Origin of the sequence: Cellulomonas sp. (assembly GCF_035634735.1) — a bacterium.
In the GTDB taxonomy this organism is placed as follows: domain Bacteria; phylum Actinomycetota; class Actinomycetes; order Actinomycetales; family Cellulomonadaceae; genus Cellulomonas.
Window position 1 is genome coordinate 1 of the sequence record NZ_DASQCJ010000155.1, and the last position, 24,764, is coordinate 24,764.

24 protein-coding genes are annotated in these 24,764 nt (G+C 77.0%); 8 read left to right on the forward strand and 16 right to left on the reverse strand.

Annotation, left to right across the window (positions count from 1 at the left end):
* The coding region (locus VER05_RS13300) for a ParA family protein (RefSeq protein WP_324845819.1) at nt 1–361 on the forward strand (361 nt) is incomplete at its 5' end.
* A complete protein-coding gene (locus VER05_RS13305) occupies nt 358–1,563 on the forward strand; it encodes a ParB/RepB/Spo0J family partition protein (protein ID WP_324845820.1) in 1,206 nt (401 codons plus the stop codon). The genes VER05_RS13300 and VER05_RS13305, both read left to right, overlap by 4 nt.
* A gap of 107 nt (nt 1,564–1,670) precedes the next feature.
* Here VER05_RS13305 and VER05_RS13310 read toward each other — a convergent pair whose 3' ends face one another.
* The 8 genes from VER05_RS13310 to VER05_RS13345 form a co-directional block, all read right to left on the reverse strand.
* The gene (locus VER05_RS13310) at nt 1,671–2,633 is read right to left on the reverse strand and encodes a D-alanine--D-alanine ligase (protein WP_324845821.1); all 963 of its coding nucleotides are present in this window, start codon (nt 2,631–2,633) and stop codon (nt 1,671–1,673) included.
* Between the two features lie 141 nt (nt 2,634–2,774).
* A complete protein-coding gene (locus tag VER05_RS13315; protein ID WP_324845822.1) occupies nt 2,775–4,115 on the reverse strand; it encodes a PLP-dependent aminotransferase family protein in 1,341 nt (446 codons plus the stop codon).
* A 130-nt stretch (nt 4,116–4,245) separates the two neighbouring features.
* Nucleotides 4,246–4,587: a thioredoxin gene (gene trxA / locus VER05_RS13320; protein ID WP_324845823.1), complete on the reverse strand. Its 342-nt coding sequence runs from the start codon at nt 4,585–4,587 to the stop codon at nt 4,246–4,248.
* A gap of 7 nt (nt 4,588–4,594) precedes the next feature.
* Entirely contained in the window at nt 4,595–5,656 is a 1,062-nt protein-coding gene (trxB, locus tag VER05_RS13325) for a thioredoxin-disulfide reductase (protein WP_324845824.1), read from the reverse strand.
* Nucleotides 5,657–5,752: 96 nt separating this feature from the next.
* Entirely contained in the window at nt 5,753–8,659 is a 2,907-nt protein-coding gene (locus tag VER05_RS13330; protein ID WP_324845825.1) for a protein kinase family protein, read from the reverse strand.
* 142 nt (nt 8,660–8,801) lie between these two features.
* Nucleotides 8,802–10,505, reverse strand: a complete 1,704-nt coding sequence (gene murJ / locus VER05_RS13335) for a murein biosynthesis integral membrane protein MurJ (RefSeq protein WP_324845826.1) — start codon at nt 10,503–10,505, stop codon at nt 8,802–8,804.
* Nucleotides 10,502–12,814 (reverse strand): DUF6049 family protein, encoded by a 2,313-nt coding sequence (locus VER05_RS13340; protein ID WP_324845827.1) that lies wholly within the window; start codon nt 12,812–12,814, stop codon nt 10,502–10,504. Before VER05_RS13340 ends, murJ begins: the two co-directional genes overlap by 4 nt.
* Nucleotides 12,811–13,359, reverse strand: coding sequence for an NUDIX hydrolase (locus tag VER05_RS13345; protein WP_324845828.1), 549 nt, complete (start codon nt 13,357–13,359; stop codon nt 12,811–12,813). The genes VER05_RS13340 and VER05_RS13345 overlap by 4 nt, the downstream gene beginning before the upstream one ends.
* Before the next feature lie 267 nt (nt 13,360–13,626).
* Here VER05_RS13345 and VER05_RS13350 point away from each other — a divergent pair, with 267 nt between their 5' ends.
* On the forward strand, nt 13,627–15,075 hold the full coding sequence (locus tag VER05_RS13350; RefSeq protein WP_324845841.1) for a CCA tRNA nucleotidyltransferase: 1,449 nt from the start codon (nt 13,627–13,629) through the stop codon (nt 15,073–15,075).
* 10 nt (nt 15,076–15,085) lie between these two features.
* On the opposite strand, the gene VER05_RS13355 is transcribed toward VER05_RS13350, so the two are convergent.
* A complete protein-coding gene (locus VER05_RS13355; RefSeq protein WP_324845829.1) occupies nt 15,086–16,381 on the reverse strand; it encodes an MFS transporter in 1,296 nt (431 codons plus the stop codon).
* Nucleotides 16,382–16,442: 61 nt separating this feature from the next.
* Between VER05_RS13355 and VER05_RS13360 the strand changes: the two genes are divergently transcribed.
* The 4 genes from VER05_RS13360 (at nt 16,443) to VER05_RS13375 (ending at nt 19,084) form a co-directional block, all read left to right on the forward strand.
* Entirely contained in the window at nt 16,443–16,919 is a 477-nt protein-coding gene (locus VER05_RS13360; protein WP_324845830.1) for a hypothetical protein, read from the forward strand.
* A gap of 109 nt (nt 16,920–17,028) precedes the next feature.
* Entirely contained in the window at nt 17,029–17,361 is a 333-nt protein-coding gene (locus tag VER05_RS13365) for a hypothetical protein (protein ID WP_324845831.1), read from the forward strand.
* Nucleotides 17,358–18,590, forward strand: a complete 1,233-nt coding sequence (locus VER05_RS13370; RefSeq protein ID WP_324845832.1) for a putative T7SS-secreted protein — start codon at nt 17,358–17,360, stop codon at nt 18,588–18,590. The genes VER05_RS13365 and VER05_RS13370 overlap by 4 nt, the downstream gene beginning before the upstream one ends.
* Nucleotides 18,587–19,084, forward strand: coding sequence for a hypothetical protein (locus VER05_RS13375; RefSeq protein WP_324845833.1), 498 nt, complete (start codon nt 18,587–18,589; stop codon nt 19,082–19,084). Before VER05_RS13370 ends, VER05_RS13375 begins: the two co-directional genes overlap by 4 nt.
* On the opposite strand, the gene VER05_RS13380 is transcribed toward VER05_RS13375, so the two are convergent.
* The 6 genes from VER05_RS13380 to VER05_RS13405 form a co-directional block, all read right to left on the reverse strand.
* Nucleotides 19,081–19,566 carry a hypothetical protein gene (locus VER05_RS13380; RefSeq protein WP_324845834.1) on the reverse strand — a complete coding sequence of 162 codons (486 nt, stop codon included), beginning with the start codon at nt 19,564–19,566 and terminating at the stop codon, nt 19,081–19,083. The genes VER05_RS13375 and VER05_RS13380 overlap by 4 nt on opposite strands.
* A gap of 59 nt (nt 19,567–19,625) precedes the next feature.
* Nucleotides 19,626–19,949 (reverse strand): DUF4333 domain-containing protein, encoded by a 324-nt coding sequence (locus VER05_RS13385; RefSeq protein WP_324845835.1) that lies wholly within the window; start codon nt 19,947–19,949, stop codon nt 19,626–19,628.
* 76 nt (nt 19,950–20,025) lie between these two features.
* The gene (locus tag VER05_RS13390) at nt 20,026–20,601 is read right to left on the reverse strand and encodes a hypothetical protein (RefSeq protein WP_324845836.1); all 576 of its coding nucleotides are present in this window, start codon (nt 20,599–20,601) and stop codon (nt 20,026–20,028) included.
* Complete coding sequence (locus VER05_RS13395) at nt 20,598–20,939, reverse strand: DUF4333 domain-containing protein (protein WP_324845837.1); 342 nt, start codon at nt 20,937–20,939, stop codon at nt 20,598–20,600. Before VER05_RS13395 ends, VER05_RS13390 begins: the two co-directional genes overlap by 4 nt.
* 75 nt (nt 20,940–21,014) lie before the next feature.
* Nucleotides 21,015–22,049, reverse strand: a complete 1,035-nt coding sequence (locus VER05_RS13400) for an NADH-quinone oxidoreductase subunit I (RefSeq protein WP_324845838.1) — start codon at nt 22,047–22,049, stop codon at nt 21,015–21,017.
* 1 nt (nt 22,050) lies between these two features.
* A complete protein-coding gene (locus VER05_RS13405) occupies nt 22,051–22,830 on the reverse strand; it encodes a TorD/DmsD family molecular chaperone (protein WP_324845839.1) in 780 nt (259 codons plus the stop codon).
* Between the two features lie 128 nt (nt 22,831–22,958).
* Between VER05_RS13405 and VER05_RS13410 the strand changes: the two genes are divergently transcribed.
* Entirely contained in the window at nt 22,959–23,270 is a 312-nt protein-coding gene (locus VER05_RS13410; protein ID WP_324845842.1) for a DUF6457 domain-containing protein, read from the forward strand.
* On the opposite strand, the gene VER05_RS13415 is transcribed toward VER05_RS13410, so the two are convergent.
* Nucleotides 23,267–24,764 (reverse strand): molybdopterin dinucleotide binding domain-containing protein (locus VER05_RS13415; protein ID WP_324845840.1); only part of this gene is annotated, 1,498 nt, incomplete at its 5' end. The two genes, VER05_RS13410 and VER05_RS13415, sit on opposite strands and share 4 nt — an antisense overlap.

Here is a 24,764-nt window from a genome sequence, read left to right on the forward strand (position 1 = left end):
GCTCATCCCGATCCAGTGCGAGTACTACGCGCTGGAGGGCCTGAGCCAGCTGCTCAAGTCGATCGAGCTGATCCAGGCGCACCTCAACCGCGGCCTGCACGTGTCGACGATCCTGCTCACCATGTACGACGGCCGGACCAATCTGGCCCAGCAGGTCGCGCAGGAGGTCCGGGAGCACTTCCCCGACAAGACCCTCCGGACGACAGTGCCCCGGTCGGTGCGCGTGTCGGAGGCGCCCTCCTACGGGCAGACGGTCCTGACGTACGATCCCGGCTCGAGCGGTGCGCTGGCCTACCTGGAGGCGGCGCGCGAGCTCGCCGAGCGCGGCACCACGGCCGACCGGAAGAAGGAGGACGCGTGAGCGAGAAGCGGCGAGGGCTCGGGCGCGGCCTGGGCGCGCTCATCCCCACCGGGGCGGAGCCCCGCGAGGGGGACCGGCCCGTCGACGTCTTCTTCCCGGACCGGACGGCGCCGGGCGACCGGGACGCCCGTGAATCCCGTCCCGAGGCCCTGACCAGCGGAAACGGCCGCGCAACGGCCGACGCACCCCCCGCCGCCGAGCCCTCGGCGCCCGCCCCGGCCACCCCGGCGCCGCGGTCGAACGGGCGCAAGGGCGTCCCCTCGCTCACGGTGCGCCAGCCGTCCCGCGCCCGGACCCAGGCGGCCGCCGAGCCGGCAGCGGACCCGGCCGCGGAGGCCGAGGTCCCGCCGATGCCCCCCACGGCCGAGGTCGACGACCTCGTCCCCGTGCCCGGGGCCGCGTTCGCGGACCTCCCGGTGACGTCGATCCGGCCCAACCGCCGCCAGCCTCGCTCCGTGTTCGACGAGGACGCGCTGGACGAGCTCGTGGGCTCGATCCGCGAGATCGGCGTGCTGCAGCCGGTGGTGGTGCGCCCGGTGGACGACGGCTACGAGCTGATCATGGGGGAGCGGCGCTGGCGCGCGACCCAGGCGGCGGGCCTGGAGACGATCCCGGCGATCGTCCGGCAGACCGAGGACGGCGACCTGCTGCGCGACGCGCTGCTGGAGAACCTGCACCGCTCGCAGCTCAACCCGCTCGAGGAGGCGGCGGCGTACCAGCAGCTGCTGGACGACTTCGGCTGCACGCACGACGAGCTGGCCCAGCGGATCCACCGGTCCCGCCCGCAGATCTCGAACACGCTCCGCCTGCTCCGGCTGCCGCCGCTCGTGCAGCGCCGGGTCGCCGCGGGCGTGCTGTCCGCCGGCCACGCCCGCGCCCTGCTGGGCCTGAGCGACGGCGCGGCGATCGAGCGGCTGGCCCAGCGCATCGTGGCGGAGGGCCTGTCGGTGCGCGCGGTCGAGGAGATCGTCGCGCTCGGCGCGGAGGACGGCACCCCGAAGCAGCGCCGACCCCGCGCGGGCGTGCGGAACGAGGCGCTCGACGACCTCGCGAGCCGGCTCTCCGACCGGTTCGAGACCCGCGTCAAGGTCGACCTCGGCAAGCAGCGCGGCAAGCTCACGGTGGAGTTCGCATCGGTGCAGGACCTCAACCGCATCCTGGCGAGCCTCGCCCCCGAGGACCCAGGCATCCTGCGTTCTTGAGGTGGCACGCGCGCCGAGCCGCGCGTGCCCGCTCAGCGCCCGACGCCACGAGGCGCCGGCACCCCGGTCAGGGTGCCGGCGCCTCGTCGCGTGCGTCCGAGGCGGCGTCAGCGGCCGGAGAGGCCCGCCTCGACCAGGCGCCGGTACAGCGTCGGGAGGTGGTGACCCCCGGCCTCGGCCCCCTGCGGGAACAGGGACGTCTCCGTCATGCCGGGCGCCACGTTCACCTCGAGGAACCAGGGCTGCCCGTCCGCGTCGATGATGAGGTCCGTCCGGGACAGGTGCCGCAGGCCCAGCACCTGGTGCGCGGCCACCGCGGTCTCGGCGGCGCGCGCCGCGAGGTCGTCGGGCAGCCGGGCGGGGGCGAAGTACTCGGTGCGGCCGGGGTTGTACCGCGCGTCGTAGTCGTAGGGGCCGTCGGTGACCACCTCGACGGCCGGGAGCGCGACGGGTGAGCCGTCGAGGTCGACGACGCCGACGGCGACCTCCACGCCCTCGACGGCGCGCTCGATCAGCGCCGTGTCGCCGTACGCGAAGCAGGCGACCATCGCGCCCGGCAGCTCCTCGGCGGTGCGCACCAGCGTCACGCCGAGCGCGGAGCCGCCCCGGGACGGCTTCACGACGAGCGGCAGGCCCAGCTTGGCGACGACCGCGTCCATGACCCGCCCGGCGCCGAGCTCCCGGAACAGGCTCTGCGGCAGCGTGACGAACTCGGGGGTCGCGAGGCCGGCCCGGGTGACGGTCGTCTTGGCGATCGGCTTGCTCCAGGCGACGCGGCTCGCGCGCGGCCCGGTGCCGAGGCTGGGCACGTCGAGGAGCTCCAGGACGTCGCGCACGGAGCCGTCCTCGCCGCTCGCACCGTGCAGCAGGGGCCACACGAGGTCGGGCCGGGTCTCGACGAGGGCGGGCACGAGGTCGGCGTCCACGTCGTGCACGGAGACGTCGACCCCGGCCGAGCGCAGCGCCTCCGCCACGCGCCGGCCCGAGCGGAGGGAGACGTCCCGCTCGTGCGACAGGCCGCCGGCCAGGACGACGACGCGCGGGCTGGCGGGGACGGGGTCGTGCGGCACGGTTCGGGTCCTCCTGGTGCGGCCGCGGGCGGCCGGTCGTCGACGAGCGGGTGGTGCCGGTGCGCGGGCAGCGGGCGCCGCCCCGACCGTACCGGGTCGCGTCACGCGGCCGGGGGCGTGCGCCGCCCGGCCGCGTCCGCGTCAGGCCAGGTCGGGGCCGGGCGACTGCACGTCGCCGCGCGACGCGCCGCCGCCGGTGCCGAACAGCGACACGAGCTCGCTCTCGGCCGAGACGACGCCCGCCAGCCGGCGGACGCCCTCCCGGATGCGCTCCGGCGTCGGGAAGCAGAAGGACAGCCGCATGTGGTCGGTGCCCTGCCCGTCGAAGTAGAACGCCGTCCCGGGCACGTACGCGACCCGGGCGGTGACGGCGCGGGGCAGCATGGCCTTCGCGTCCAGGCCCTCGGGCAGCCGGACCCAGGTGTAGAAGCCGCCGTCCGGGACCGTCCACGTCGCGTCGGGCAGGTGCTCGGCCAGCGCGCCGATCATGGCGTCCCGCCGCTCGCGGTACAGCTCGCGGAAGGCCTTGACCTGGCCCTTCCAGTCGCACGTCGCGAGGTAGGCGCTGATCGCCAGCTGGGAGGCGTTCGAGGGCGACAGGATCGCCGACTCGGAGGCGAGCACCAGCTTCTCCCGGACGGCGTGCGGCGCGACGGCCCAGCCGACCCGGTAGCCGGGCGCGAAGGTCTTGGAGAACGAGCCGAGGTAGATGACGCCCTCGTCGCTCGTCGACCGCATGGCCGGCAGCGGCTCGCGGTCGAAGCCGAGCAGGCCGTAGGGGTTGTCCTCGAGCACGAGCACGCCGTAGCGCGCGGCGATCTCGAGGATCCGCGGTCGCCGCTCGGCGGAGAGCGTGACGCCGGCGGGGTTGTGGAAGTTCGGCACGGTGTACAGGAACTTGACCCGGCGGCCCTCGCGCGCGAGGTCGGCGAGCGTGGTCTCGAGCGCCTCGGGGATCAGCCCCTCCGCGTCGAGCGGCACGTGCACCACGTCGGCCTGGTACGCGCGGAACACGCCGAGCGCGCCGACGTAGGACGGGGCCTCCGCGACGACCACGTCGCCCGGGTCGACGAACAGCCGGGTCACGAGGTCGAGCGCCTGCTGCGAGCCGGTCGTGACGACCACGTCGTCGGGGTGCGCCTCGATGCCCTCGAGCCGCATCACCTCGAGGATCTGCTCGCGCAGGGTCTCGTCGCCCTGGCCGGAGCCGTACTGCAGGGCGGTGGTGCCGCGGGTGGCGACGACCCGCTGGGCGAGGTCGCCGATGACGTCGAGAGGCAGGCCCTCGAGGTACGGCATGCCGCCCGCGAGCGACACCACCTCGGGACGGTTCGCGACGGCGAACAGCGCGCGGATCTCCGAGGCGCGCATGCCGTGCGTGCGCTCGGCGTAGGAGCCGAGCCAGCGGTCGAGCCGCGTGCCGGCGGCCGGGGTCGGGTGGGGGCCCGACGCCATGCCGTCGGGCCGCTCGAGAGCGGTCATCTCCCGAGTGTGCCACGCCACTCCCGGCACCCGGGGGCCCGTCCACCGCGGGCGCGCCGCACGTGCACGAACCCTCCCCGTCGGGACGGACGGGGAGGGTGCGCGGGTCGGCGGGCGGCTCGGGCCGCCGTCACCAGGTGGCGATCTCCGCCAGCGCGGCGTCGAGCTCCGCGGCGTAGGCGCGCTTCTCGCGCGCCCCGACGAGGGTCCGGACGAGCTCGCCCTGGTGGAACACGTACAGCGTCGGGATCGAGACGACGCGGTACCGGGCCGCGAGGTCCTGCTCCGCCTCCGTGTCGACGGCCACGAACCGGAGCCGTCCCGCGTAGGTGACCGCGAGCTCCTCAAGCACCGGGGTCACCATGCGGCACGGCACGCACCAGTCCGCCCAGAAGTCGACGACGACGGGGAGGTCCGACCGGAGCACCTCCTGCTCGAAGGTGCCCGCGGTCACCGCGAGGGCGGCGGCCACGCCCGGGTCAGTGCCCGGCGGCGGCCGCGGCCGAGGCGGTGTCGGCGCCCTGCGCGTCCACCGCGTCCGCGGCGTCGACGTCGGCGCGCTCGACCGCGGCGGGGATCTCGGCCGGCGAGGCCGGGTCCACGTCGCCGAGCGCGGCCAGGTAGTGCTGGGCGTCGAGCGCGGCCGAGCAGCCGGAGCCGGCGGCCGTGATCGCCTGGCGGTAGGTGTGGTCCACCGCGTCGCCCGCGGCGAACACGCCGGGGAGGTTGGTCCGGGTGGACCGGCCCTCGACGACGATGTAGCCGTTCTCGTCCAGGTCGACCTGGCCCGCGAGCAGCTCGGTGCGCGGCACGTGGCCGATCGCGACGAACACGCCCGTCGCGCCGTGCTCCCGGGTCTCGCCCGTGACGGTGTCGCGCAGCGTCACGCCGGTGACCTTCTCGTCGCCGTGGATGCCGACGACCTCGGAGTTCCACGCGAACCGGATCTTCGGGTCGTTCTTGGCACGGTCGGCCATGATCTTCGAGGCCCGCAGCTCGTCGCGGCGGTGCACGATCGTCACGGACTTGCCGAACCGGGTGAGGAAGGTGGCCTCCTCGACCGCGGAGTCGCCGCCGCCGACCACGATGATGTCCTGGTCGCGGAAGAAGAACCCGTCGCAGGTGGCGCACCAGGACACGCCGCGGCCGGAGAGCCGCTTCTCGTCGTCGAGCCCGAGCTCGCGGTACGCGGAGCCCGTCGACAGGATCACCGCGCGGGCGCGGATCGTCTCGCCGCCGCCGGTGACGATCGTCTTGACCGGGCCGGCCAGGTCGAGCTCGACGGCGTCGTCCCACAGCACCTCGGCGCCGAACCGCTCGGCCTGCTTCTGCAGGTTGTCCATGAGGTCCGGGCCCAGGATGCCGTCCGGGAACCCGGGGAAGTTCTCGACGTCCGTGGTGTTCATGAGCGCGCCGCCGGCGGTCACCGACCCGGCCACCACGTAGGGGGCCAGGCCCGCGCGCGCCGCGTAGATCGCGGCGGTGTACCCGGCGGGGCCGGAGCCGACGATGACGATGTCGCGGACGGGGGTCTCGGTCACGGTGCTTCCTCGAGGTCGGGGAACGAGCTGATGCAGCGGAGAACAGATCCTAGGCGCCGTCTGTTCCGCACCGCCGGGCTGCTCGGCGGGGCGGGGTCAGGACACCGCGAGGTTGGAGATCTCGATGCGGTTCTGGCCGTCGGGGGTCTGCGCGAGCGAGGGGAACCAGAGCACGATGCTCTGCGTCTCGGTCGGCTGCGCCAGGGTCAGGACCGTCTGCGGCGCCAGGGCGCCGGAGGCCAGGACGTCGCCCGCGGTGGGGTTCGCGGCGTCGGTGGACCGCACCTCGACGGCGCCGCCCGAGCCGTTGACGTCGAGCGTGATCGCCGTGACCGTCGCGGGCGCCTGCAGCGTGATGACGAGGCCCACCGCGTCCTTGAACCCGGCGTAGTCGGGCCGGTTGTACGTGTGGGTGTACCAGGAGGTCGCCGGGTCGCCGTCGGTCAGGCGGCCGACCAGCTCCTCGTGCTCGCCGTCGCCGTCGGAGGGGTCGATGCTGTTGACCGCGGCGATCACGGGCGGGACGGCCGCGGCGGGCTGCTCCTCGGCCGGCGCCTCGCCGCCCTCGGCCGGGGCCTCGGCGGCCGGGGCCGACGTGGCCGGGGCGGGTGCCGCCTCGGTGCCCGCGTCGCCCGGGGAGCGGAACGGGGACAGCACGTTGCCGATCGCGATGACGACACCGATGATCACGGCCAGGGCGACACCGCCGAGCACCCACCGGGTCGGGTCGATCCGGCGCTGGGACACGGGCACGGCACGCTCCTCGGCGGGGAAGGGCAGGTCCCAGCCCGGCCGGTCGGCGGGCGCGTCCGCGGGAGCGTCCGCCGGGGTCGCCTCGGCGCCGAACGGGAAGACCGGCGGCTCGGCGGTCTCGGGGGCGGACGGTCGCCAGCCGGCGCCGGGCGCCGGGGCAGCCGACGGGGCGGCCGCGGCCGAGTCCGGGGTGCCGGTGGCCGGCGTGCTGGCGGCGGCCGCGGCGGCTGCCGCCGTGCCCGCGGCCGCGCCGCGCCCCGTCGAACGGCCGAACACCGAGCTGGTGCGCCGCACGGGCGCAGCGGCGGGGGTCGAGGCGGGGGCCGGGTCCTCGCGGTCCGGGGCGGGCGTGGCGGCGGTGGCCGCGGTGGTGGGCTCCGCGTCGGCGCCGACGCCCGTGATGCCGGCGACGGCGAGGTCCGCGGCGTCGGGCTCGCGCGGGGCGCCCTCGCGGGCGGTGCCGGGCTCGCTCTCCGCAGCCGGGTCCGCGGCCCGCGTGGCGGGCTCGGCGGCGGGGGCGGGCTCCGCGGGCGAGGCGGAGCGGGCCGGCGGCACGGCGGGCGGGGCCGCGGGGCTCGCCGGGGTGGGGGTCGTGGCCGCCGGGGTCGGCGAGGTGGACGGCGTGGCCGCGGCGGCCGCCGTGGTCGAGCCGGAGGTGGTCGCGCCGGACGCGGCCGGGCCCGACGCGGCGGGACCGGTCGCCCCGGGGGCGCTCGGGGCCGGGGAGGTCGGCGCGGCGGGCGTCGACCCGGGCGAGGCAGGCGTCGCGGTGCGCCCCGCGTCGGCGGGCGCGCCCTCGGCGGCGCGCGCGGCCGGGACGGCCGCGGTGCCCCGCGTCGACGTGCGGACCGGGCCGCGGCCCGCCGGCGGGATGGCCGCGGGCTGGCTCGCCGGCGGGATCGCCGGGGGCGGGGTGCCGGGCCGGCGGGCGCCCGCGCTCGGGGTGCCCGAGCCGAACGCCGAGCGCACCGACTGCCGGGCGACCGCGCCGCCGGCGGCACCGGCGGCACCCGCCGCAGCAGCGCCGCCTGCCGCCGCACCGGCGCCCGTGGCCGCACCGGCGCCCGCGGCCGCACCGGCGCCCGCGGCCGCCTGCCCGGCGGCGCCCCCGCCGGCAGCGGACCCGGCAGCGCCCGCGCCCGCAGCGCCCGCGCCGGCCGCCGCAGCCGACCCGCCCCGAGCCGGGGTCGTCGTGTCGTCCGCTGCGCGCTTCTGGTCGTCGGTCATCGGGCTGCTTCCCGTCGGAGGTGCGGTGGTCGTGCCGGGGACAGGCCCGGGGCCGGGCCCGGTGCCGGCCGTAGCGGCGGCGCCCGCGGGCGCCTGGCCCGGCAGAGCGGGCCAGCGCCCGGCGTCGGCGGCACGGAAGATCTCGTCGGCGCGGACGGCGCGCCAGGGCTCGAGCTCCCGGACCAGCTCGCCGGGGCTGTGCGGCCCGTCGTCGTGCGGGCCGAGCGTCACGGCGCAGAGCGTGTCGAGGTCGGCGGGGACGCCCGGCACCAGGTCGACCGGCGGGAGCGGCGCCCCGTCGTGCTCGGGCGCGAGCGGCAGGCCGGCGTCGAGCTCGACGGCCGGGCGGGCCGGCACCGTCCCGCCCGCGGACCACTCGGCGAAGCTCGGCAGCGCACCCGGGCCCGAGGCGGACACGGACGGCCATCGGCCGGTCAGGGCGGCGTACAGCACGCGGACCAGGCCGACCGCGTCGGCACGGCTCATGGCGTGCGCGGTGCCGCCGGCCGCGCCGACGAGCTCGCCGTCGACCGCGAGGCCCTCGAGCACCACGCGGCCCGCGGCGGTGAGGACGAGCGCCTCGGGGCGCAGCGCCAGGTGGTGCACGCCGCGGCGCCGCGCGGCCTCGAGGGCGGCGGCGGCCTCGCCGACGACGGCGCGCGCCTGGTCCGCGGGCAGCGGGGCGCGGCCCGCGAGCGACGCGAGGCTGCGGCCCTCGACGGCGGCGGTGACGACGTAGCCGGTGCCGTCGGCCTGGCCGACGTCGAGGATGCGGGCGAGCCGGGGCTCGACGACCAGCGCGGCGCGCCGGGCCGCGTCGAGCACGGCGGCGGTCCGCGCGCCGGACACCAGCGTCACGACCACGGGCCGGGCCAGGATCTGGTCGGTGGCGGTCCAGCGCTCGGCGGACGGCAGGTCGGTGGGGCGGCGCTCGTCGAGCCGGTACCGGCCGGCGACGGTGCCGCCGAGCCGGCCGAGCGCGGGGGCGTCGGGGCGTCCGGGGTCACCGGGGCGGGCCTGCACCACTCGTCCTCCGTCCGGTCGTCGGTGTGCGTGGAGCCCGGCCGCCGGGGCCGAGGCTCCCCGTCATGCTAGACGGGGAGGCGGGTCCCGCGTCCGACGCGGGGCCGCCCCGCGGCGGCCCGGTGGGTGTCCGCGGGGTCGGTCACGCCCGCCCGAGCCGCCGCAGCAGCGGGGCGGTGAGCGTCCGCAGCTCGCGCACCCGGAGCAGGTGCAGCACGCCGACGTACACGGCCGACATGACCGCGGCGCCGAGCACGCAGGCCAGCACCGCGCGGCCCCAGGTGTCGACGGGACCGAGCAGGGCGAGCAGGCCGAGACCGGCGCCGGCGGCGAGCACCGCGCCGACCCCGGCCTTGAGGTGCAGCGCCAGCACGCGCCGCCCGTCGATCCCGCCCAGCCGGCGGCGCACGGACACGAGGGCGACCGCCGCGCCGACCGCGTAGGACACCGCCATCGAGAGGCAGGCGGCCGCGACCCAGTACCGGTCGTCCAGCGTGGCCCGGCCGAGCTCCGTGCCGCCGACGACCACGACCGCCATGACCACCTGGACCGGCACCATCGACCGGGCGTCCTCGTAGGCGTAGTACACGCGCTGGCACAGCGACCAGACGCCGAACGCGACCAGGCCGAGCACCAGGGCGACCACCGTCGTGGCGAGCGCGTGCACCTCGCCGTCCGGCGACCTCGGGAACAGGGCCCGGCCGAGCGGGAACGCCAGGACGGCGATCCCCGTGGTGGCGAGCACCGTGAACACGCCGACCGTCCGCAGCCCGAGCGAGAGGTCGGACCGCACCGCGGCGGTGTCGCCGGCGGCGGCCTTCCCGGACAGCCGGGTGAACAACGCCGTCGCCAGCGACACGGTCACGAGCGAGTGCGGCAGCATGAAGATGAGGAACGCCCGGTCGTACACCGCGTTCCCCGCGGCGCCCTCGGTGGCGACGGAGCTCGCGACCACGCTGATCCGCCAGACGCCGACCTGCCCGATCAGCAGCCCGAGGAACGTCCACGTCGCCACCCGGCCCGCGCTGCCCAGCCCGGACCCGCGCAGCCCCCACCGCGGCCGGTAGCGGAACCCGCTGCGGTACAGCGGCACCAGCAGCACGAGCGCCTGCACGACGATGCCGAGCGTGGCCGCGCCGCCGAGCAGCGCGGTCTGGCCCGCGGTCCAGGACCCGACGTCGGCGCCGTCGCTGTTCCGCCCGAAGACCTGCGCGAGCACGAGGAGCCCGGCGATGAACACGACGTTGTTCACCACGGGCGCCCACATGTACGGGCCGAACGAGCCGCGGGCGTTGAGCACCTGGCCCAGCAGCGAGTACAGCCCGTAGAAGAACACCTGCGGGATGCACCAGAACGCCAGCGCGGTCGCGACCCGGGTGACCTCGGGGTCCGGGAACGAGGAGTAGAAGGCGACGAACAGCGGGGCGGCCGCGGTGAGCACGACGGTGAGCCCGCCGAGCAGCACGATGCCGACGGTGAGCAGCCGGTCGACGTACTGCTGCCCGTCGGCGCGCTGGTACGCGCGGACCACCTGGGGCACCAGCACCGCGTTGAGCACGCCGCCCGCGATCAGCAGGTAGAGCGTGTTCGGCAGCTTGTTCGCGACCGAGAACGCGTTCGCGATGTGCCCGGTGACGCCGATCGCCCAGCCGAGCAGCGCCGTGTTCACGACGCCGAGCACGCGGGAGGCCGCGGTGCCGGACGCCATGATCAGCGACGACCGGCCGAGGCGGACGGTGGTGCCGGCCGGGGCGCCCGCCGCGGCGTCGGTGCCGCCGCCGGCCGTCGCGCCCGCGGCGGTCCCGTCCGGGTCGGCGCCGACGCCGTCGGTGGCGGGGGAGGTCATGGCTGGTCCTGTCCTTCGGGGGGCGCGCCGGCGGGGCGGTCGGCGGGCGTGTGCTGGGGGGCGGGCGGGGTCGCCGGTCCGTCCGGCGGTGGCGCGGCCCCGGGCGCGGCGGGCGCGTCGCGCACCACGCGGGCGCCGCGGCGCGCGGTCTGGCCGCGGCGCACGGTCCGCCAGATGCCGAAGGCGAGCGCCAGGGCCAGCAGGACCCCGACGACGATGCCGCCGACGCTCTCGATGGTCGGCGCGACCCGGGCGGAGAACTGCTGCGGCGTCGCGAGCTGGCGCCCGGTCTCGGACAGCAGGGAGACGTCGACGGTCACGTCGCAGTTGGCGCTCGCCCGCAGGGTCAGCGTCACCGTGGTGTCCGCGTTCGGCGCGACCTCGGTGACCGGCGAGCGCGCGGTGTCGAGACAGGCCTTCTGCGGGCGGAGCTCGACCCGGACGCGCGCCGGCTGGTCGAGCTCGTTGCTCACGGCCACGCTGATCTGCGCCGAGCTCGAGATGACCGTGAACTGCTCGTTGAGCAGGACCTCGAGGCCGGACTGCCGCTGCTGCGACTCGGCGATGGCGTCGTTGATCGCGGCGGCGCGGCCGTCGGGGTCGTCGCGCCAGGCCACGGCGAGCGGCGCCACCAGGTCGGCGTCCAGGCCCGCCAGCAGGGCGGCGGGGTCGGGCACGACCGCGGCGAACTCGCCGGCCGAGCGCCACTGGGCCGCCAGCGCGTTGACCCACGCCGGGGTGAGCTCGGTGTCCGTGCGCTGCGACTCGGGGAGCGCGGCGCGGTCGGCGCCGTCCCCGTCCGCCCGGCCGGCCGCGTGCGCGGTGAGCATCTCGCCCACGGTGGTCGCCTCGACCCAGGGCGCCGCCTCCAGCGCGGTGAGCTGCGCCTGGGTGATCGCGGTCGAGGGCTGCCAGTCGCGCGGCGTGGTCGCGAGGACGTACGTGTCGCGGGCGTCCTCGGACCGGGCGAGCACGGCGGTCTCGGCGAGCACCCGCTGGGCGGCGGTCGCGGGGGTCACGCCCGGCTGCGACGTCGCGGGGTCGGACAGCAGGTCGGAGAGGGTCGGGTCCGGCACCAGGGCGGTCACCGGCCCGCCCGTGGTGTCGACCGTGCTGGGGGAGCTCGGCGACTCCGAGTCCCGGGCGGGCATCGCGTCGGGCCCGACCACCAGGGGCGTGCCGGGGTCGGAGCTCGCGGCGCGGGCGGCGGTGACCCGGTCCGGGACGTCGTCGGCCGTCCACAGGACCGGATCGGCGTCCGCCCAGAGGTCCGCCCCGGACTGCGAGACCACGCCGCGGGCGAGCGCGAGCAGGTCGGCGGTCTCGGCGCCGCCGGCGTGCGCCACCGCCGCGAGATCGGGGTCGGCCCACGGCAGCCGCAGGACCTCGCGGTCCTCGGCCGCCGCGGTGAGCGAGGTCAGCCAGGCCTGGTCCGCCCGGGTGCCCGCCGCCGCGCTGTCCACGAGCGCCGGGTCGATCGCCCAGGACACGGACGGGTGGTCCGCCGTGGCCTGCAGGAGCTTGCTGAGCCGGCCGCCGGCGGCGGTGAGCGCGGTGAGCCGGTCGTCGGTGCCCGCGGCGTCGCCGTCGTCGGCCGCGTCCGCGTCGCTCGCGGACGGGGACGGGGCGGGGGCCGCGGCGTCGGGGTCGTCGCCCTGGTCGTCGGGAGCGCCGGCGAGCGACGGGTCGGTCGCCGGGCCCACGACCGCGGACAGCACGCCGACCTGCGCCGTCGGCACCTCGTCGGCGGAGTTCCAGAGCAGGTAGCTGCGGTCCAGCCCGACGCGCGTCCGGCCGTCCCCGACGTCGAGGGTGATCCCGCGCGGGCCCCAGCCGTCCTGGGTGCGGAGCAGGCCGATGTCCGCGGCGGGCACGGTCACCGCGACGGTCGTCGTGGCCCCGGGCGCGAGCGGGGTGTCGAGCGTGACCGCCGCGGCGACGTCACCGACCGGGCTGGAGTCGCCCGCGTCGGCCCAGGCGGCGACCTGCTCGCGCGTCGACATCCGGTAGCGGTAGATCCGGACCGAGGCGCGCGGCTGCTCGACCACCTCGTCGCCGTCGTTGCGCAGCGTGGCGGTGACCGTCAGGTCCTCGCCCGGGACGAGCACCTGGGGGGCGACCGCGGTGATCGCGACGGACACCGGCAGGTCGTCGGTCGACGGGGCCGCCGGGGTGGTGACGCCGGTGGCGACGACCCCCGTGCCGGCCGTCGAGGCGAGCGCGGGTGCGCCGGACAGCGCGACCACGCAGGCGGCCAGGACCGCCGCCGTGACCGCTCGTGCGCGCCCCGCCGTGCCGCGCAGCCTCATGCCTCGCCGACGAGGACCACGTGGGCGGCCTCGGCCAGTCGTCGCTCGTTCGGGTAGGCCAGGCGCCCGGGCAGGTCCACCACCGGTACCCACGCCACGTCCTCCGCCTCGCCGTCCGGGTCGTCCTCGACGGTCAGCTCGCCGCCGACCGCCCCGAGGAGATAGTGGTGCACCATCTTGTGCACCCGGCGGTCGTCCCCCGTGAACCAGTAGTCGATGACGCCGAGCCGGCGCACGATGCGGCCGACGATGCCGGTCTCCTCGGCGATCTCCCGGACCGCGGCCTGCTCCGGCGTCTCCTCGCCCTCGAGGTGCCCCTTCGGCAGGCACCACTCGAGGCGGCCCGCGCGGTTGCGCCGCGCGATCACCGCGGCCACGTGCAGCCCGCCGTCCAGCCGCACCACGAGGCCGCCCGCGGAGGTCTCCTCGACGACGGGCAGGTGCGGGTGCCGGGTGCGGGTCGACCGGGGGTCGATCCGCAGGGCGTGACCGCCCGGCGGCGCGGGGACGCCCTGCGGGGGCAGGGCGCGCGCGGGCTCGGGCATGCAGGCCACTGTAACGACTCCGCCGCGGCCCCCGGACGGAGTCCGGGTGGAGGACCTGTGCGCGCCGACCGGCGGGGGAGCGGCCGGTCGGGCGCCCGGAGCCGCCGCGCCGCCGGGCCGGTGACCACCGGGTCGGCGCGCCGCGGTCCGGATCTGGCAGGCTTGGGCGTCGTGCCGTCCGACGACCTGACCCCCCGCACCGCGCCCGATCAGCCCCCGGCCGCGGAGGCCCCCGCGGGTGCGGGCGCCGCCGTCGACGCCGACGCCCTGCTCGCGCTGCAGAAGCGCGCGCTCGGCGTGATCGCGGGCCTCGCCCCGGCGGCGCTGGAGCTCGGCGACCTGTTCCGCGCGGCCGGGCACGAGCTGGCGCTGGTCGGCGGGCCGGTGCGCGACGCGTTCCTGGGCCGGCCGAGCGCCGACCTCGACTTCACGACGTCCGCCACCCCGGACGAGACCGAGCAGATCCTGGCCGCGTGGGGCGACGCGCACTGGGACATCGGCCGCGCCTTCGGCACCATCGGCGCGCGCCGGCACGGCCGCCGCGGCGCGGAGGACGTGGTGGTCGAGGTCACCACCTACCGCACCGACGCGTACGACCCGGCGTCCCGGAAGCCGGAGGTGGTGTTCGGCGACTCCCTCGACGGCGACCTGTCCCGCCGCGACTTCACCGTGAACGCGATGGCGATCCGGCTGCCGGACCTCGCCTTCGTCGACCCGTTCGACGGCCTGCGCGACCTGGCGCGCGGCGTGCTGCGCACCCCGGTGGACCCCCGGCAGTCGTTCGACGACGACCCGCTGCGCATGATGCGGGCCGCCCGGTTCGCCGCCCAGCTCGGGTTCCACGTGGAACCGGCGACGCTCGCGGCCGCGACGGACATGGCGGACCGGATCTCGATCGTGTCCGCGGAGCGGGTGCGCGACGAGCTGGTCAAGCTGCTGATGTCCCGCCAGCCGCGGCCCGGCCTGCGCGTGCTGGTGGACACGGGGCTCGCGCAGCACGTGCTGCCGGAGCTGCCCGCCCTGCGGCTCGAGATCGACGAGCACCACCGGCACAAGGACGTCTACGAGCACTCGCTCACCGTGCTCGACAAGGCGATCGCGCTGGAGACCGGGCCGGACGGCGCGGTGCCGGGCCCCGACCTGGTGCTCCGCCTGGCCGCGCTGCTGCACGACATCGGCAAGCCGGCCACGCGCCGGTTCGAGTCGGGCGGCGGCGTCTCGTTCCACCACCACGAGGTCGTCGGGGCGAAGCTGGTGGCCAAGCGGCTGCGCGCGCTGCACTTCGACAAGGCGACCGTCCAGGCCGTGGCGAAGCTGACGGAGCTGCACCTGCGGTTCCACGGCTACGGCGAGGGCGCGTGGACGGACTCCGCCGTGCGGCGGTACGTGACGGACGCCGGCCCGCTGCTGGAGCGGCTGCACCGGCTGACCCGGTCCGACTGCACCACGCGCAACGTGCGCAAGGCGCGCCGGCTGTCCCAGGCCTACGACGACCTGGAGGAGCGGATCGCGCGGCTCGCCGAGGAGGAGGAGCTGGCGGCGATCCGGCCCGACCTCGACGGCACGCAGATCATGGCCGTCCTGGGCATCCCGCCCGGCCGCGAGGTCGGCCAGGCCTACCAGCACCTGCTGGAGCTGCGCATGGAGCACGGCCCGCTGGGCGAGGAGCGCGCCCGCGCGGAGCTCGAGTCCTGGTGGGCGGCCCGCCAGGGCTGACCGGGACCGGTCAGGCGCTGACCGGGACCTCGGACGGCTCGGTCGCGCGGGTGCGGTAGACCAGCGCGGTCGCCAGGTAGGCGACGGCGATCAGCGCGAACACCCCGCGGGACCAGCCGGTGTCCGGCAGCGCGACCGCGGCCAGCGCCGCCGCGCCGACGAACGCCGCGTTGTAGAGGACGTCGTACAGCGCGAACGCCCGCCCGCGGAACTCGTCGGCGGTGTCCCGCTGCACGATGGTGTCGACCGCGATCTTGGCGCCCTGCGCCGCCAGGCCCAGCACGAACGATCCGGCCAGCACGGCGGGGTAGGCGACCGTGACCGCGAGCAGCGCCTGCGTCGCGGCGGCCAGGACCAGGCAGATCGAGATCCAGCCCTGCGGGCCGACCAGCGGCGACACGATCGGGGTCGCGACGATCGCGAGCGCGAAGCCGACGCCGGTCACCGCCGCCACGGTGCTGAACGTGACCAGTCCGGCGCGCGCGTCGCCGGGGTCGGACAGCAGGTTGCGGGAGATGAGCAGGCTCGCGATGAACACGGCGCCGTACAGGAACCGGTGCACCGCCATGACGCCGAGCGCGCGGGCCGGGGTGCCCCGGCGGACCAGGTAGCGGGCGCCCCCCACCAGCCCGCGGGCGAGGGTGCCGAGCGCGCGGCGCATCTCGGAGGCGTCGGCGCGCGCGTCGGGGCCCAGCAGGTCCTTGCCGAGCCGGGTCGCGACCAGCGAGGCCGTCGTCATCAGCACCGCGGCCGCGACCAGCGACGCGACGTCCCGGGTGGTGCCCTGCGGCAGCACGAGGCCGAGCAGGAACCCGATGCCCCAGCCGACCCCCGACGACACGGTGCCGAGCGTCGGGGTGATCGAGTTGGCGGTGAGCAGCAGCGGACCGGCCACGACCCGCGGCTGCGACGCGGACAGCGCCGACAGCAGGAACCGGTTCACCGACAGCGTCACGAGGGCGAGCACGTACACCGCCGGCCCGACCCCCGCCGTCGCCATCACCAGCGCGGTCAGCAGGGTCAGCCCGGTGCGCACCAGGTTGCCGACCAGCAGCACCTGCCGGCGGCGCCACCGGTCCAGCAGCACGCCCGCCCACGGCCCGACGACGGTGAACGGCAGCAGCAGCACCGCGAAGGCCGCGGCGACGCCCGTCGCGGTGGTCGCGTTCTCCGGCGAGAAGAAGAACAGCGTCGCCAGCCCGGCCTGGAACAGGCCGTCGGAGCACTGGCTCACCAGGCGGACCGTGAGCAGCCGCCGGAAGTCCACCAGGGGCCAGAGCTGCTTCAGATCGGAGACCACCTGCACCGGGTCAGGCTATCCGGGCCGCCGACCTAGACTCGACGGAGCCCCGGAACCGAGGAGACGCATGACCACCGACCCCCAGGATGCCGCCCCGCTGCCCGAGGGCTGGCACCTGATCCCGCCGGAGACGCTCGGCACGCCGGGCATCGCGTTCGCCGCCGCGCACGAGACCCCGGACGCGGGCTTCACCGCCAACGTCACCGTGGGCGTGCAGCGCTCCGACGACCCGGGCCTGGCCGTCGAGCTGGGCGCCGAGGCGGTCCGCGCGATCGAGGCCACGGAGGACGACGTCGCGCTGGCCCGCCGAGAGCAGACCGGCGACCTGGCGGTGGCGCAGGAGGTGCACTTCACGACGACGGTCGACGGCGTCGCGGTGCCGATGACCCAGGTCCAGGAGTTCGTCGCCGTCCCCGGCGCAGAGGGCGGGCCCGCGACCGTGTGGACGGTGTCCGCCACGGCGACCCGGGCGCAGGCCGAGGCGCTCGCGGACGGGCTGGCGGAGCTGCTCGGATCGCTGCGGGCGGAGATCGCCGCGTCCTGACGTCTGGGCCGCGCGGGTGACCGTGTCACCCCCATGGCTGCGAACCTCCTCACCGGCGGCCGGACCAGCCTTAGCATCGGGGCAGGTGAGCGAAGGCCGAGGGGGGACCATGGCGGCAGGCGTCGGTGTCGACACGGACGAGATGTACACGGCGGCGATCCTCGTGCGCCGGGCGGTCGTGCACGGTGAGGGCGAGGACGCCTGCCACCAGTGGTCGTTCGACTACGGGCACGACGGAGTCGCGGCCGCAGCCGAGGTCTTCCTCGGCGAGGCGGACCGGGCGCTGCAGCAGCTGCTCGCCGTCGGTCGGGAGGTGGCGGACGGGCTGACCCAGCAGGCTGGGGCGTACCGGTCCGTCGATGCCGAGGTGCAGCGGCGGCTCTCCGGCCTGAGCGGGTCGACGCCGCCCGGGGCCGCCTCGCTCGCGAACCGGCCGTCGTGACGGCCTCGCTCGGTGCCACGAGCGATCCCCGGGCGCTGGTGCCGGGGAACCCCGTGGTGGTCCACGGCTTCGCGAACGCCCTGTCGGCACGGGCCGCACGGGCGGAGGAGGCGGCCGACAGCCTCGCCGACGTCCGCGTCCCGAGCTGGACGGGCGAGTCGGCTGACGCGTTCTGGGTGGTGATGGACGCGCAGCCGCGCCAGTGGCGCACCACGGCGGACGCCTTGACCGCCGCGGCGAGCGCGCTCACGGGCTATGCGGACGTGCTGGCCGGGGCGCAGGCCGATGCCGCCACGGCGATCGAGCTCTGGGAGCGGGCGCAGGTCGCGACACAGGAGGCGGAGCGGGCGCACCGGGCCGGGGTGCGTGCCTTCCAGCAGGCGGTGCTCGCGGGCCGGAACGCGATCACCCCCGACCCGTTCGTCGACCCGGGCACCCCGCTCCGGGACGAGGCGCTGGAGGTGCTGGCGTCGGCGCGGGCGGCTGTCGCCGACGCCGGCGCGACCGCGGCCCGAACGATCGAGGGACTGCAGGTGACGGCTCCCTGGCTCCTCGACGGCGGGACGTCGTCCCAGTGGTTCACGGCTGAGGGCAGCACGTCCGGGTCGGTGTTCTCGTGGGACCCGCGCTCGGGCGAGGGACGGTGGGGCCTCGCGTCCGCCCAGGGCGAGGCATGGTTGTGGAAGGGTCGTGCCTGGGGAGAGGCCAGCAGGGGAGGGACGACCTTCTCCGGCGAGGTCGAGGGCGGCCTCGGCGCGACCGGCGAGGCGAAGGCCGGCATCCAGGACGGTGAGCTCCGGCTCGGCGCATCCGGTCGGGCGGGTGCCCTCGTCGAGGGGACGGGAAGAGTCGTCAACGAGGGCGGCGAGGCTGAGATCGGGTTCGACGCGCTCGCAGGAGTCTCCGCCGATACGGGCCTGGTGGTGGGCAAGAGCGGGGTGACCGGCAAGTCCGAGCTCTTCGCGGGCGGCAAGGTCGGGTTCGACGGGGGAGGCCAGATCGGTCCGGTCGACGTCACCGGGCGGGTCGAGGCGTGGCGGGGGTACGGCTACGTGGTGGACTACCAGATCGGGACCGACGAGAGCGGCGCGTGGGTAGTCGGCGGAAAAGCCGGCTACGGCCAGGGCTCCGGGACGGCGATCTCGGTCGGGATCAAGGTCGATCCCGCGGACCTGGTGCGCGCGGCCCAGGAGGTCCTCCCGTTCCTCCGCGACACGGACCCCCGATGACGCGCCTCGGCGCGGGCGTCCCGCTGGTCGCACCGCTCGGGTGGGAGATGGTGCCGCCCGCGGCCGTGGGCGCCCCGGGCCTGGCGCTGCTCGCCATCCGCGAGGGCGCGACGACGTCGGGCTTCACCCCGACGATGTCGGTGGCGCTGCACGACGACGTCGACGCCGAGGCGGTCGCCCGGATCGGCTCGGAGACGGTGCGTCGTCTGGACGCACGCGAGCAGGACGTCCGGATCCGACGCCGGGAGGCGATCGGCAGCGGGCGCACCGAGGGGCTGGCGCAGGAGCTGCGCCTCACCACGTGGATCGACGGGCACCCCGTCGAGGTCGTGCAGCTGCTCGTCGTGCTCGTGCTCGCCGCGCCGGAGTCCGGTCGTCTGGTCGCGTGGGGTGTCACCGCGTCCGCCGCGGTCCAGGATCTCGGCGAGGTGCTGCCCGACGTCGAGGCGTTCGTGGCGGGCCTGGGCTCGCGGCCAGCGCCGGCGGCCGACTAGCGGACCAGCAGCGCCACTCCCAGAACGACGAGCGTCAGGAGTGCGATCGCCCCGCCCGCGAGGCCGAAGATCCTGCCCGACCGCTGGGCGGCGCCGTCGCGCTCGTCCCAGCCGAGCGCGACGGCGACGTCCCGGATCTGCCGCACCACCTCGTGCGAGTCGAACCGCGCCTCCTCGACCACCCGCTCGCCCTTCGGCTTGCTGGGGTCCCAGGTCCGGCGGAACGAGACCTCGCGCACCCGGCCCGTGCGGCGCTCGGCGCGGACGGCGGCGCCCAGCACCGGCATCTCGGTGCCGGGGACGGCGCCGGCACGCCCGACGACGTCGACCTGGTCGTCCGTGATCTGCATGACCCGGAGCCGCTCGTCGAGCTCCACGCGGTGCTGGACGGTCGTGCGCACCGCGCGGTCCCGGCGAGGCCGGAAGACGTGCTCGTCCGTCAGGTCGCCGCGCACCACGAAGCCGTCGGGAGTGCGTTCCACCGAGTACACGGTCCCCGCGAGCCGCTCTGCGACGGCCGCCGTCAGCTCGTCCGCCGCGCTCACGGTGTCGTCCCGTCGAGCAGCTGCTCGTCCACCTCGACGCCGAGCACGACGCGATCGCCGTCGACCGACTTCACGGTCGCGGTCGCGCCGAGCAGGCCCTCCGGCACGGTCAGCGTGCACCGCACCGACTCACCGACCTCTGCGGCCATGCCGTCGGGGCAGTCGATCTCCTGGGGTACCCCTCCGACCTCGCGCTCGAGGGCGTCTCCCACACCCGTCTCGACGTCCTCCGGGGTCAGCTGGACGGTGCTTGCCGAGACCGAGCACCCGGCGGTGAGGAGGGCGAGACCGGCACACGTCCGCGCGAGGGCTGCTCTCATGCGGCACATCCTGGCACGTCACCGGCTCGGGCTCGCAGCAGTCCCGCGACGCGGGCGCGCGTGCGGAGCGGCGTCGTCAGGTGAGCTGACCGGTCGCCCACGCCCAGCCGAGGCCGACGACGGTCACCACGGAGCCGACCGCGCCGATGGCCCCGACGACGAGGCCGACCTTCGCCGGGGTGTTCCACCGCTCCGACCAGCCGAGGGCCTTCGCGGGCTCCCGGATCATCCGCTGGCCCTCGGAGGCCCGGAACACGTAGTCGACGACCACCTCCGGCCGCTTCGTCTCCGCGCCGACGCCGATCGTCTTCTCGAACGAGTACTCCCACACCACGCGTCCGGTGACCCGCCGCTTCTCCCCGGACGCGACCAGGCGCGGGACCCGCCCGCCCGCGACGTCCGCGCCGACGTGCCAACGCACGTCGTACAGGTCGTCGAGGATCTCGTACCGCCTGCGCGGCTCGTCGAGCGTGACCCGGTGCTGCACGACGCGCTTCCGGCCGGCCGTGCTCAGCAGGCCGTACCAGCGCGCGTCCGCCAGCCGGACGCGCAGGTCGAAGCCGTCCTCGGTGTCGACCAGCTCGTACGGGGTGCCGGCGACGCGCTCCGCGACCGCCCGGCGCAGCTCGTACGCCGCAGCGCCGCCGGTCACGATGCCGCGCGCTCGTCCACGACCACGTCGAGCTCGAGGTCGCGGCCCTCGACGGCGGTGGCCGTCACGGTGGCACCGACCGCGTCCTCGTCGACGGTGACCGAGCAGCGCACCGCGGCGCCCACCTCCGCGGGCAGGGGCTCGGGGCAGTCGATCGCCTCGGGCGCACGGCCGAGGCGGTCCTCGAGCACCGCGTCGACCCGGGCCTCGACCTCGGAGCGGGACAGGCCGGCGTCGCCGGTCGCCCGGACGGAGACCGAGCAGCCGGCCGTCGCGAGCGCCAGGCAGGCGACGGCAGGGACGACGGCGACGGGCGCGCTGAGCAGTCGTGCAGTCACGGCCGACCATCCTGGCACGGCGGCGGGGGAGGTGCGGACACCGCTGGCGGCCGGTGCCGCCCGGGGCCCCTCTGGTCAGGCGAGCGGCGCGCGAGCCGACCCGAACGGGTGCGCGCGCCGGTGGGCGCACCCCGGGCAGAGGCGCGCGGTCCCGCCGCCGCCGAACTCCGTCGCGCAGCGCGCGCAGGACCGCAGCGGGACCCGGGCGACGTCCCGGACGCCGCCCCCGACCGCGGCGGCCCAGGCGGGCGCCGGGACGAGGCGCAGGACCCGGGGCGGGCACAGGTCGACACAGCGGCCGCAGGCAGTGCAGGCGGCGACGTCCTGCCGCAGCGTGGCGGTGGGGGCCGCCGCGGGGTGCGGTGCCGCACCCGCGTCGAGCGCCGCGCCCGGCCCGCGGACCGCCCCCGCGCCGGTGCCGACGAGGCGCAGCGCTCCCGCCGGGCACGCCCGGGCGCACACACCGCACGCCGTGCAGCCCGGGGCGTCGAGCACGCGCGCGCCGCGCTCGCCCCCCGCCCCACCTGGGGTGTCGTCGGGTCGGTCGGCCGGCAGGCCCAGCGCGGCGAGCGCGTCGCGCAGCCGGGCGGGCTCGGTGCCCGCGCGCCACCTCCCGCCGGGTCGTACCGCGCCGGCGGGGGCGAGCACGGCGCGCCGGGGGAGCCCGAGGGTCGCGGCGTCCCGCACCGGCCGCGGTCTCCGGGCGGAACTGCCTGCGGCGTCCGGCGGTGCGGCGGCCTGCCCGGCGTCGCTCCCCGGCGCCACCGCGACCCGCTCGCTCCGCCCGCCCCGGCGCAGGGCGGCGTCCGCGGCACCGGTCGCCGGTCCCGCGCCCGGGTGCGGGTCGTGCACCGTGACCGAGAGCGCCCCCGCGGCGACGAGCTCGAGGTACGCGGAGGCGGGGAGGTCGGCGGCGCAGCCCGCGAGCCGGACGGCGAACGCCCGGCGGGGCGTGCGCACGGGTCCCGCCGCGGTCGCGCAGGCCAGGTGCAGGTGCACGGGGTCGGGGAGCCACGCGAGCCACCGGACGACCGGTCCGAGGGCGTCGGACGCCGCCGCGGTGGGGTCGACGGGCCCCGCCGCGCGGTCGGTGCCGTGCGGCCAGGGCACCTCAGCGCCCCACGACGACCCGGGCGGCGTGCGCCAGCAGCCCCGTGCCCAGCAGCGCCGTGCCCCGGTAGAAGTCGGTCCGCGCGTGCTGCCGCACGAGGGCCAGGCAGTCCGGCCCCCACGCGAGCGGGTGGTCCACCAGGAACTCCCGCAGCGCCACGAGGGTCGCGACCGCCCGCGCCTCCTCGGCCGCGTCCAGGGCGTCGAGCACCCGCACCGCGAGGTGCGCCACGAAGTCGAGCTCGAGGCCCAGGTGGTCGTCGGGCTCGCGGTTCAGGGCCGGCGCGACCCGGTCGAACGCGCGGTACGCGGCCCGCACCGCGAACGTCGGGCCCTCGAACAGCAGCCCCTCGCGCCCGCGGTGCACGGACTCGTACGGCGGTGCGAGCAGCGGCCCCGGGCCCACGAACAGCGCCTGGTGGTCCCGGCGCAGCTCGGCCACGTCGGCGGCGGCGCCCCGGGCGAGCAGCGCCGCGCCCTCCCGCGACGCCCGGTCGGTGAGCGGCCAGGCGGCCAGCAGCCCCGGGGCGCGCAGGCGAGCGAGGAGGTCTGAGTCGGGGGCGTCGAGGAGCAGGCGGGACAGCAGCACGCAGCAGCCGGCGAGGTCGTCGAGGCGCTCGGCCAGCGCGCGGGGCCCGGCGGCCGCGTCGTCGGCCGGGGCGGTGCGGTCCGGGGTGGTGGGGGCCGGCTTGGCGGGGGCCGGCGCGGCCGGGGTCGAGGCCGCGGCGGACGGGGCCGGGGCGGACGGGACAGGGGTGGTGCGGGGCTCGACGGGGGTCACGGCGGTGCTCCTCGGTGCGTAGGGGTGGCGGCGGCGCCCGGGTGCGTGGCGCCGGGCGGGGCAGCCTGGTCGGGAGGTGCGGCACCCGCCGCGCCGCCGGTCGGCGCGGAGGGTGCGCGGTGGACGAGATGCAGCGGTGGACGGCGGCGGCGGCCGCGGAGCTCGGGGTGCCGGGGGACCTGCTCCCGGAGGTGGGCGGGGCGCTGCTCGACCTGGTGCGGGACGTGGCGCACGGCGTCAGCCGTCCGGCCGCCCCGCTGAGCGCGTTCCTGGTCGGCGTGGCCGCCCGCGCCGCGGCCGCCGGCGGTCCCGCGCCCGACGCCGCCGCGCCCGACGCCGCCGCGCCCGCCGGCCCCGCGCCCGACGCCGCCGCCGTCCGCGCCGCCGTCGACCGCCTGCGCGCCCTCGCCGCCGGCTGGCCGCCCCCGCCGGGGGGCTAGGTCCTCGTCACCTCCACCAGGTTCGTGTGCTGGGCGTTGCCCTTGGCGAGCGGCGACGGGTGCAGGCTCGTGAGCGTGTTGACGCTGCCGCCCAGGTCGACCCCGTCCGCGTCGGGCGCGAACCACGCCCCCTGCGGGATCGACACGACGCCCGGCGCGATGCGCGGCGTCACGCGCGCCACGATCCGGACCCGGCCGCGGTCGTTCACCACGTCGACCGTGTCCCCGTTCCGCACGTCCCGGTCCGCCGCGTCGGCCGGGTTGATCCACATCTCCTGCGGGTGCGCCTCCTGCAGCCAGGGGACGTTGCCGTAGGTGGAGTGGGTGCGGGACTTGTAGTGGTGGCCGATCAGCTGCAGCGGGTACTGCTCGCGCAGCGGGTCCTCGGGTCCCTCGCGGGACGCGACGTACTCCGGCAGCGCGGTGATCCGGTCGCCGTCGGGGAGCACCCAGGTGTCGGCGATCTCCTGCAGCGCGGCCGAGTAGATCTCGATCTTCCCCGAGGGGGTGTCGAGGGGGTTCGCCTCCGGGTCCGCCCGGAAGTCCGCCAGCGGCACGACGGGTCCGTCGGGGCTCATCTCCTTGTAGATGCCCTGCCGGCGGAACTCCTCGAAGTCCGGGACCCCCGGGGTGAGCTCCCGGGTCTCGGCCAGCACCGCGCGCACCCAGTCCTCCTGGGTCCGCCCCTCGGTGAACGCGTCCCCGACCCCCATCCGCTCGGCGACCCCGGTGAGGATGTCGTAGACCGGCCGGCACTCCCACATCGGCTCGATCGCCCGGTCGGCGAGCACGAGGTACCCCAGCGCCCCGGCGGACCCCTGCTGCGCGAGGTCGATCTGCTCCGGCGTCGAGGCGTCCGGCAGCAGGATGTCCGCGTACCGCGCGGAGACGGTCATCTGGTGGTCGATCACGACGATCGTGAGGTCGTCCGGCTCGGACAGGATCTGGCCGGTCCGGTTGATGTCGGCGTGCTGGTTGACCAGCGCGTTGCCCGCGTACTGCCAGATGAACCGGATCGGGGCGGTGAGCCGGTCGGCGCCGCGGATCCCGTCGCTGAGCGCCGTCATCTCCTGGTGCCGGTGGATCGCGTCGGTCCAGTTGAACACCGAGACCTCGGTGGTCACGGGGTTCTCGAGCGTGGGGAACGCGGCGGTCGCCATCGAGTACGCCGCCTCCCGGCCGCCGGTGCCGCCGCCCGGCACGCCGATCTGCCCGATCAGCGCCGCGAGCGTGAACACGGCGCGCGCGGAGTTCTCGCCGTTCGAGTGGCGCTGCGGCCCCCACCCCTGGGTGATGGCGCACGGCTTCGCGGCGGCGATCTCCCGGGCCAGGCGGGTGATGGTGCCGGCGGGCACGCCGGTGATCGCGGCGGCCCACTCGGGGGTCTTGGCGGTGGCGTCGGGGCCGCGGCCGAGCACGTAGGACCGGTAGGAGGACCCGGGGGCGGCGCCGTCGGGCAGGTGGTCCTCGTCGAACCCCACGCAGTACCGGTCG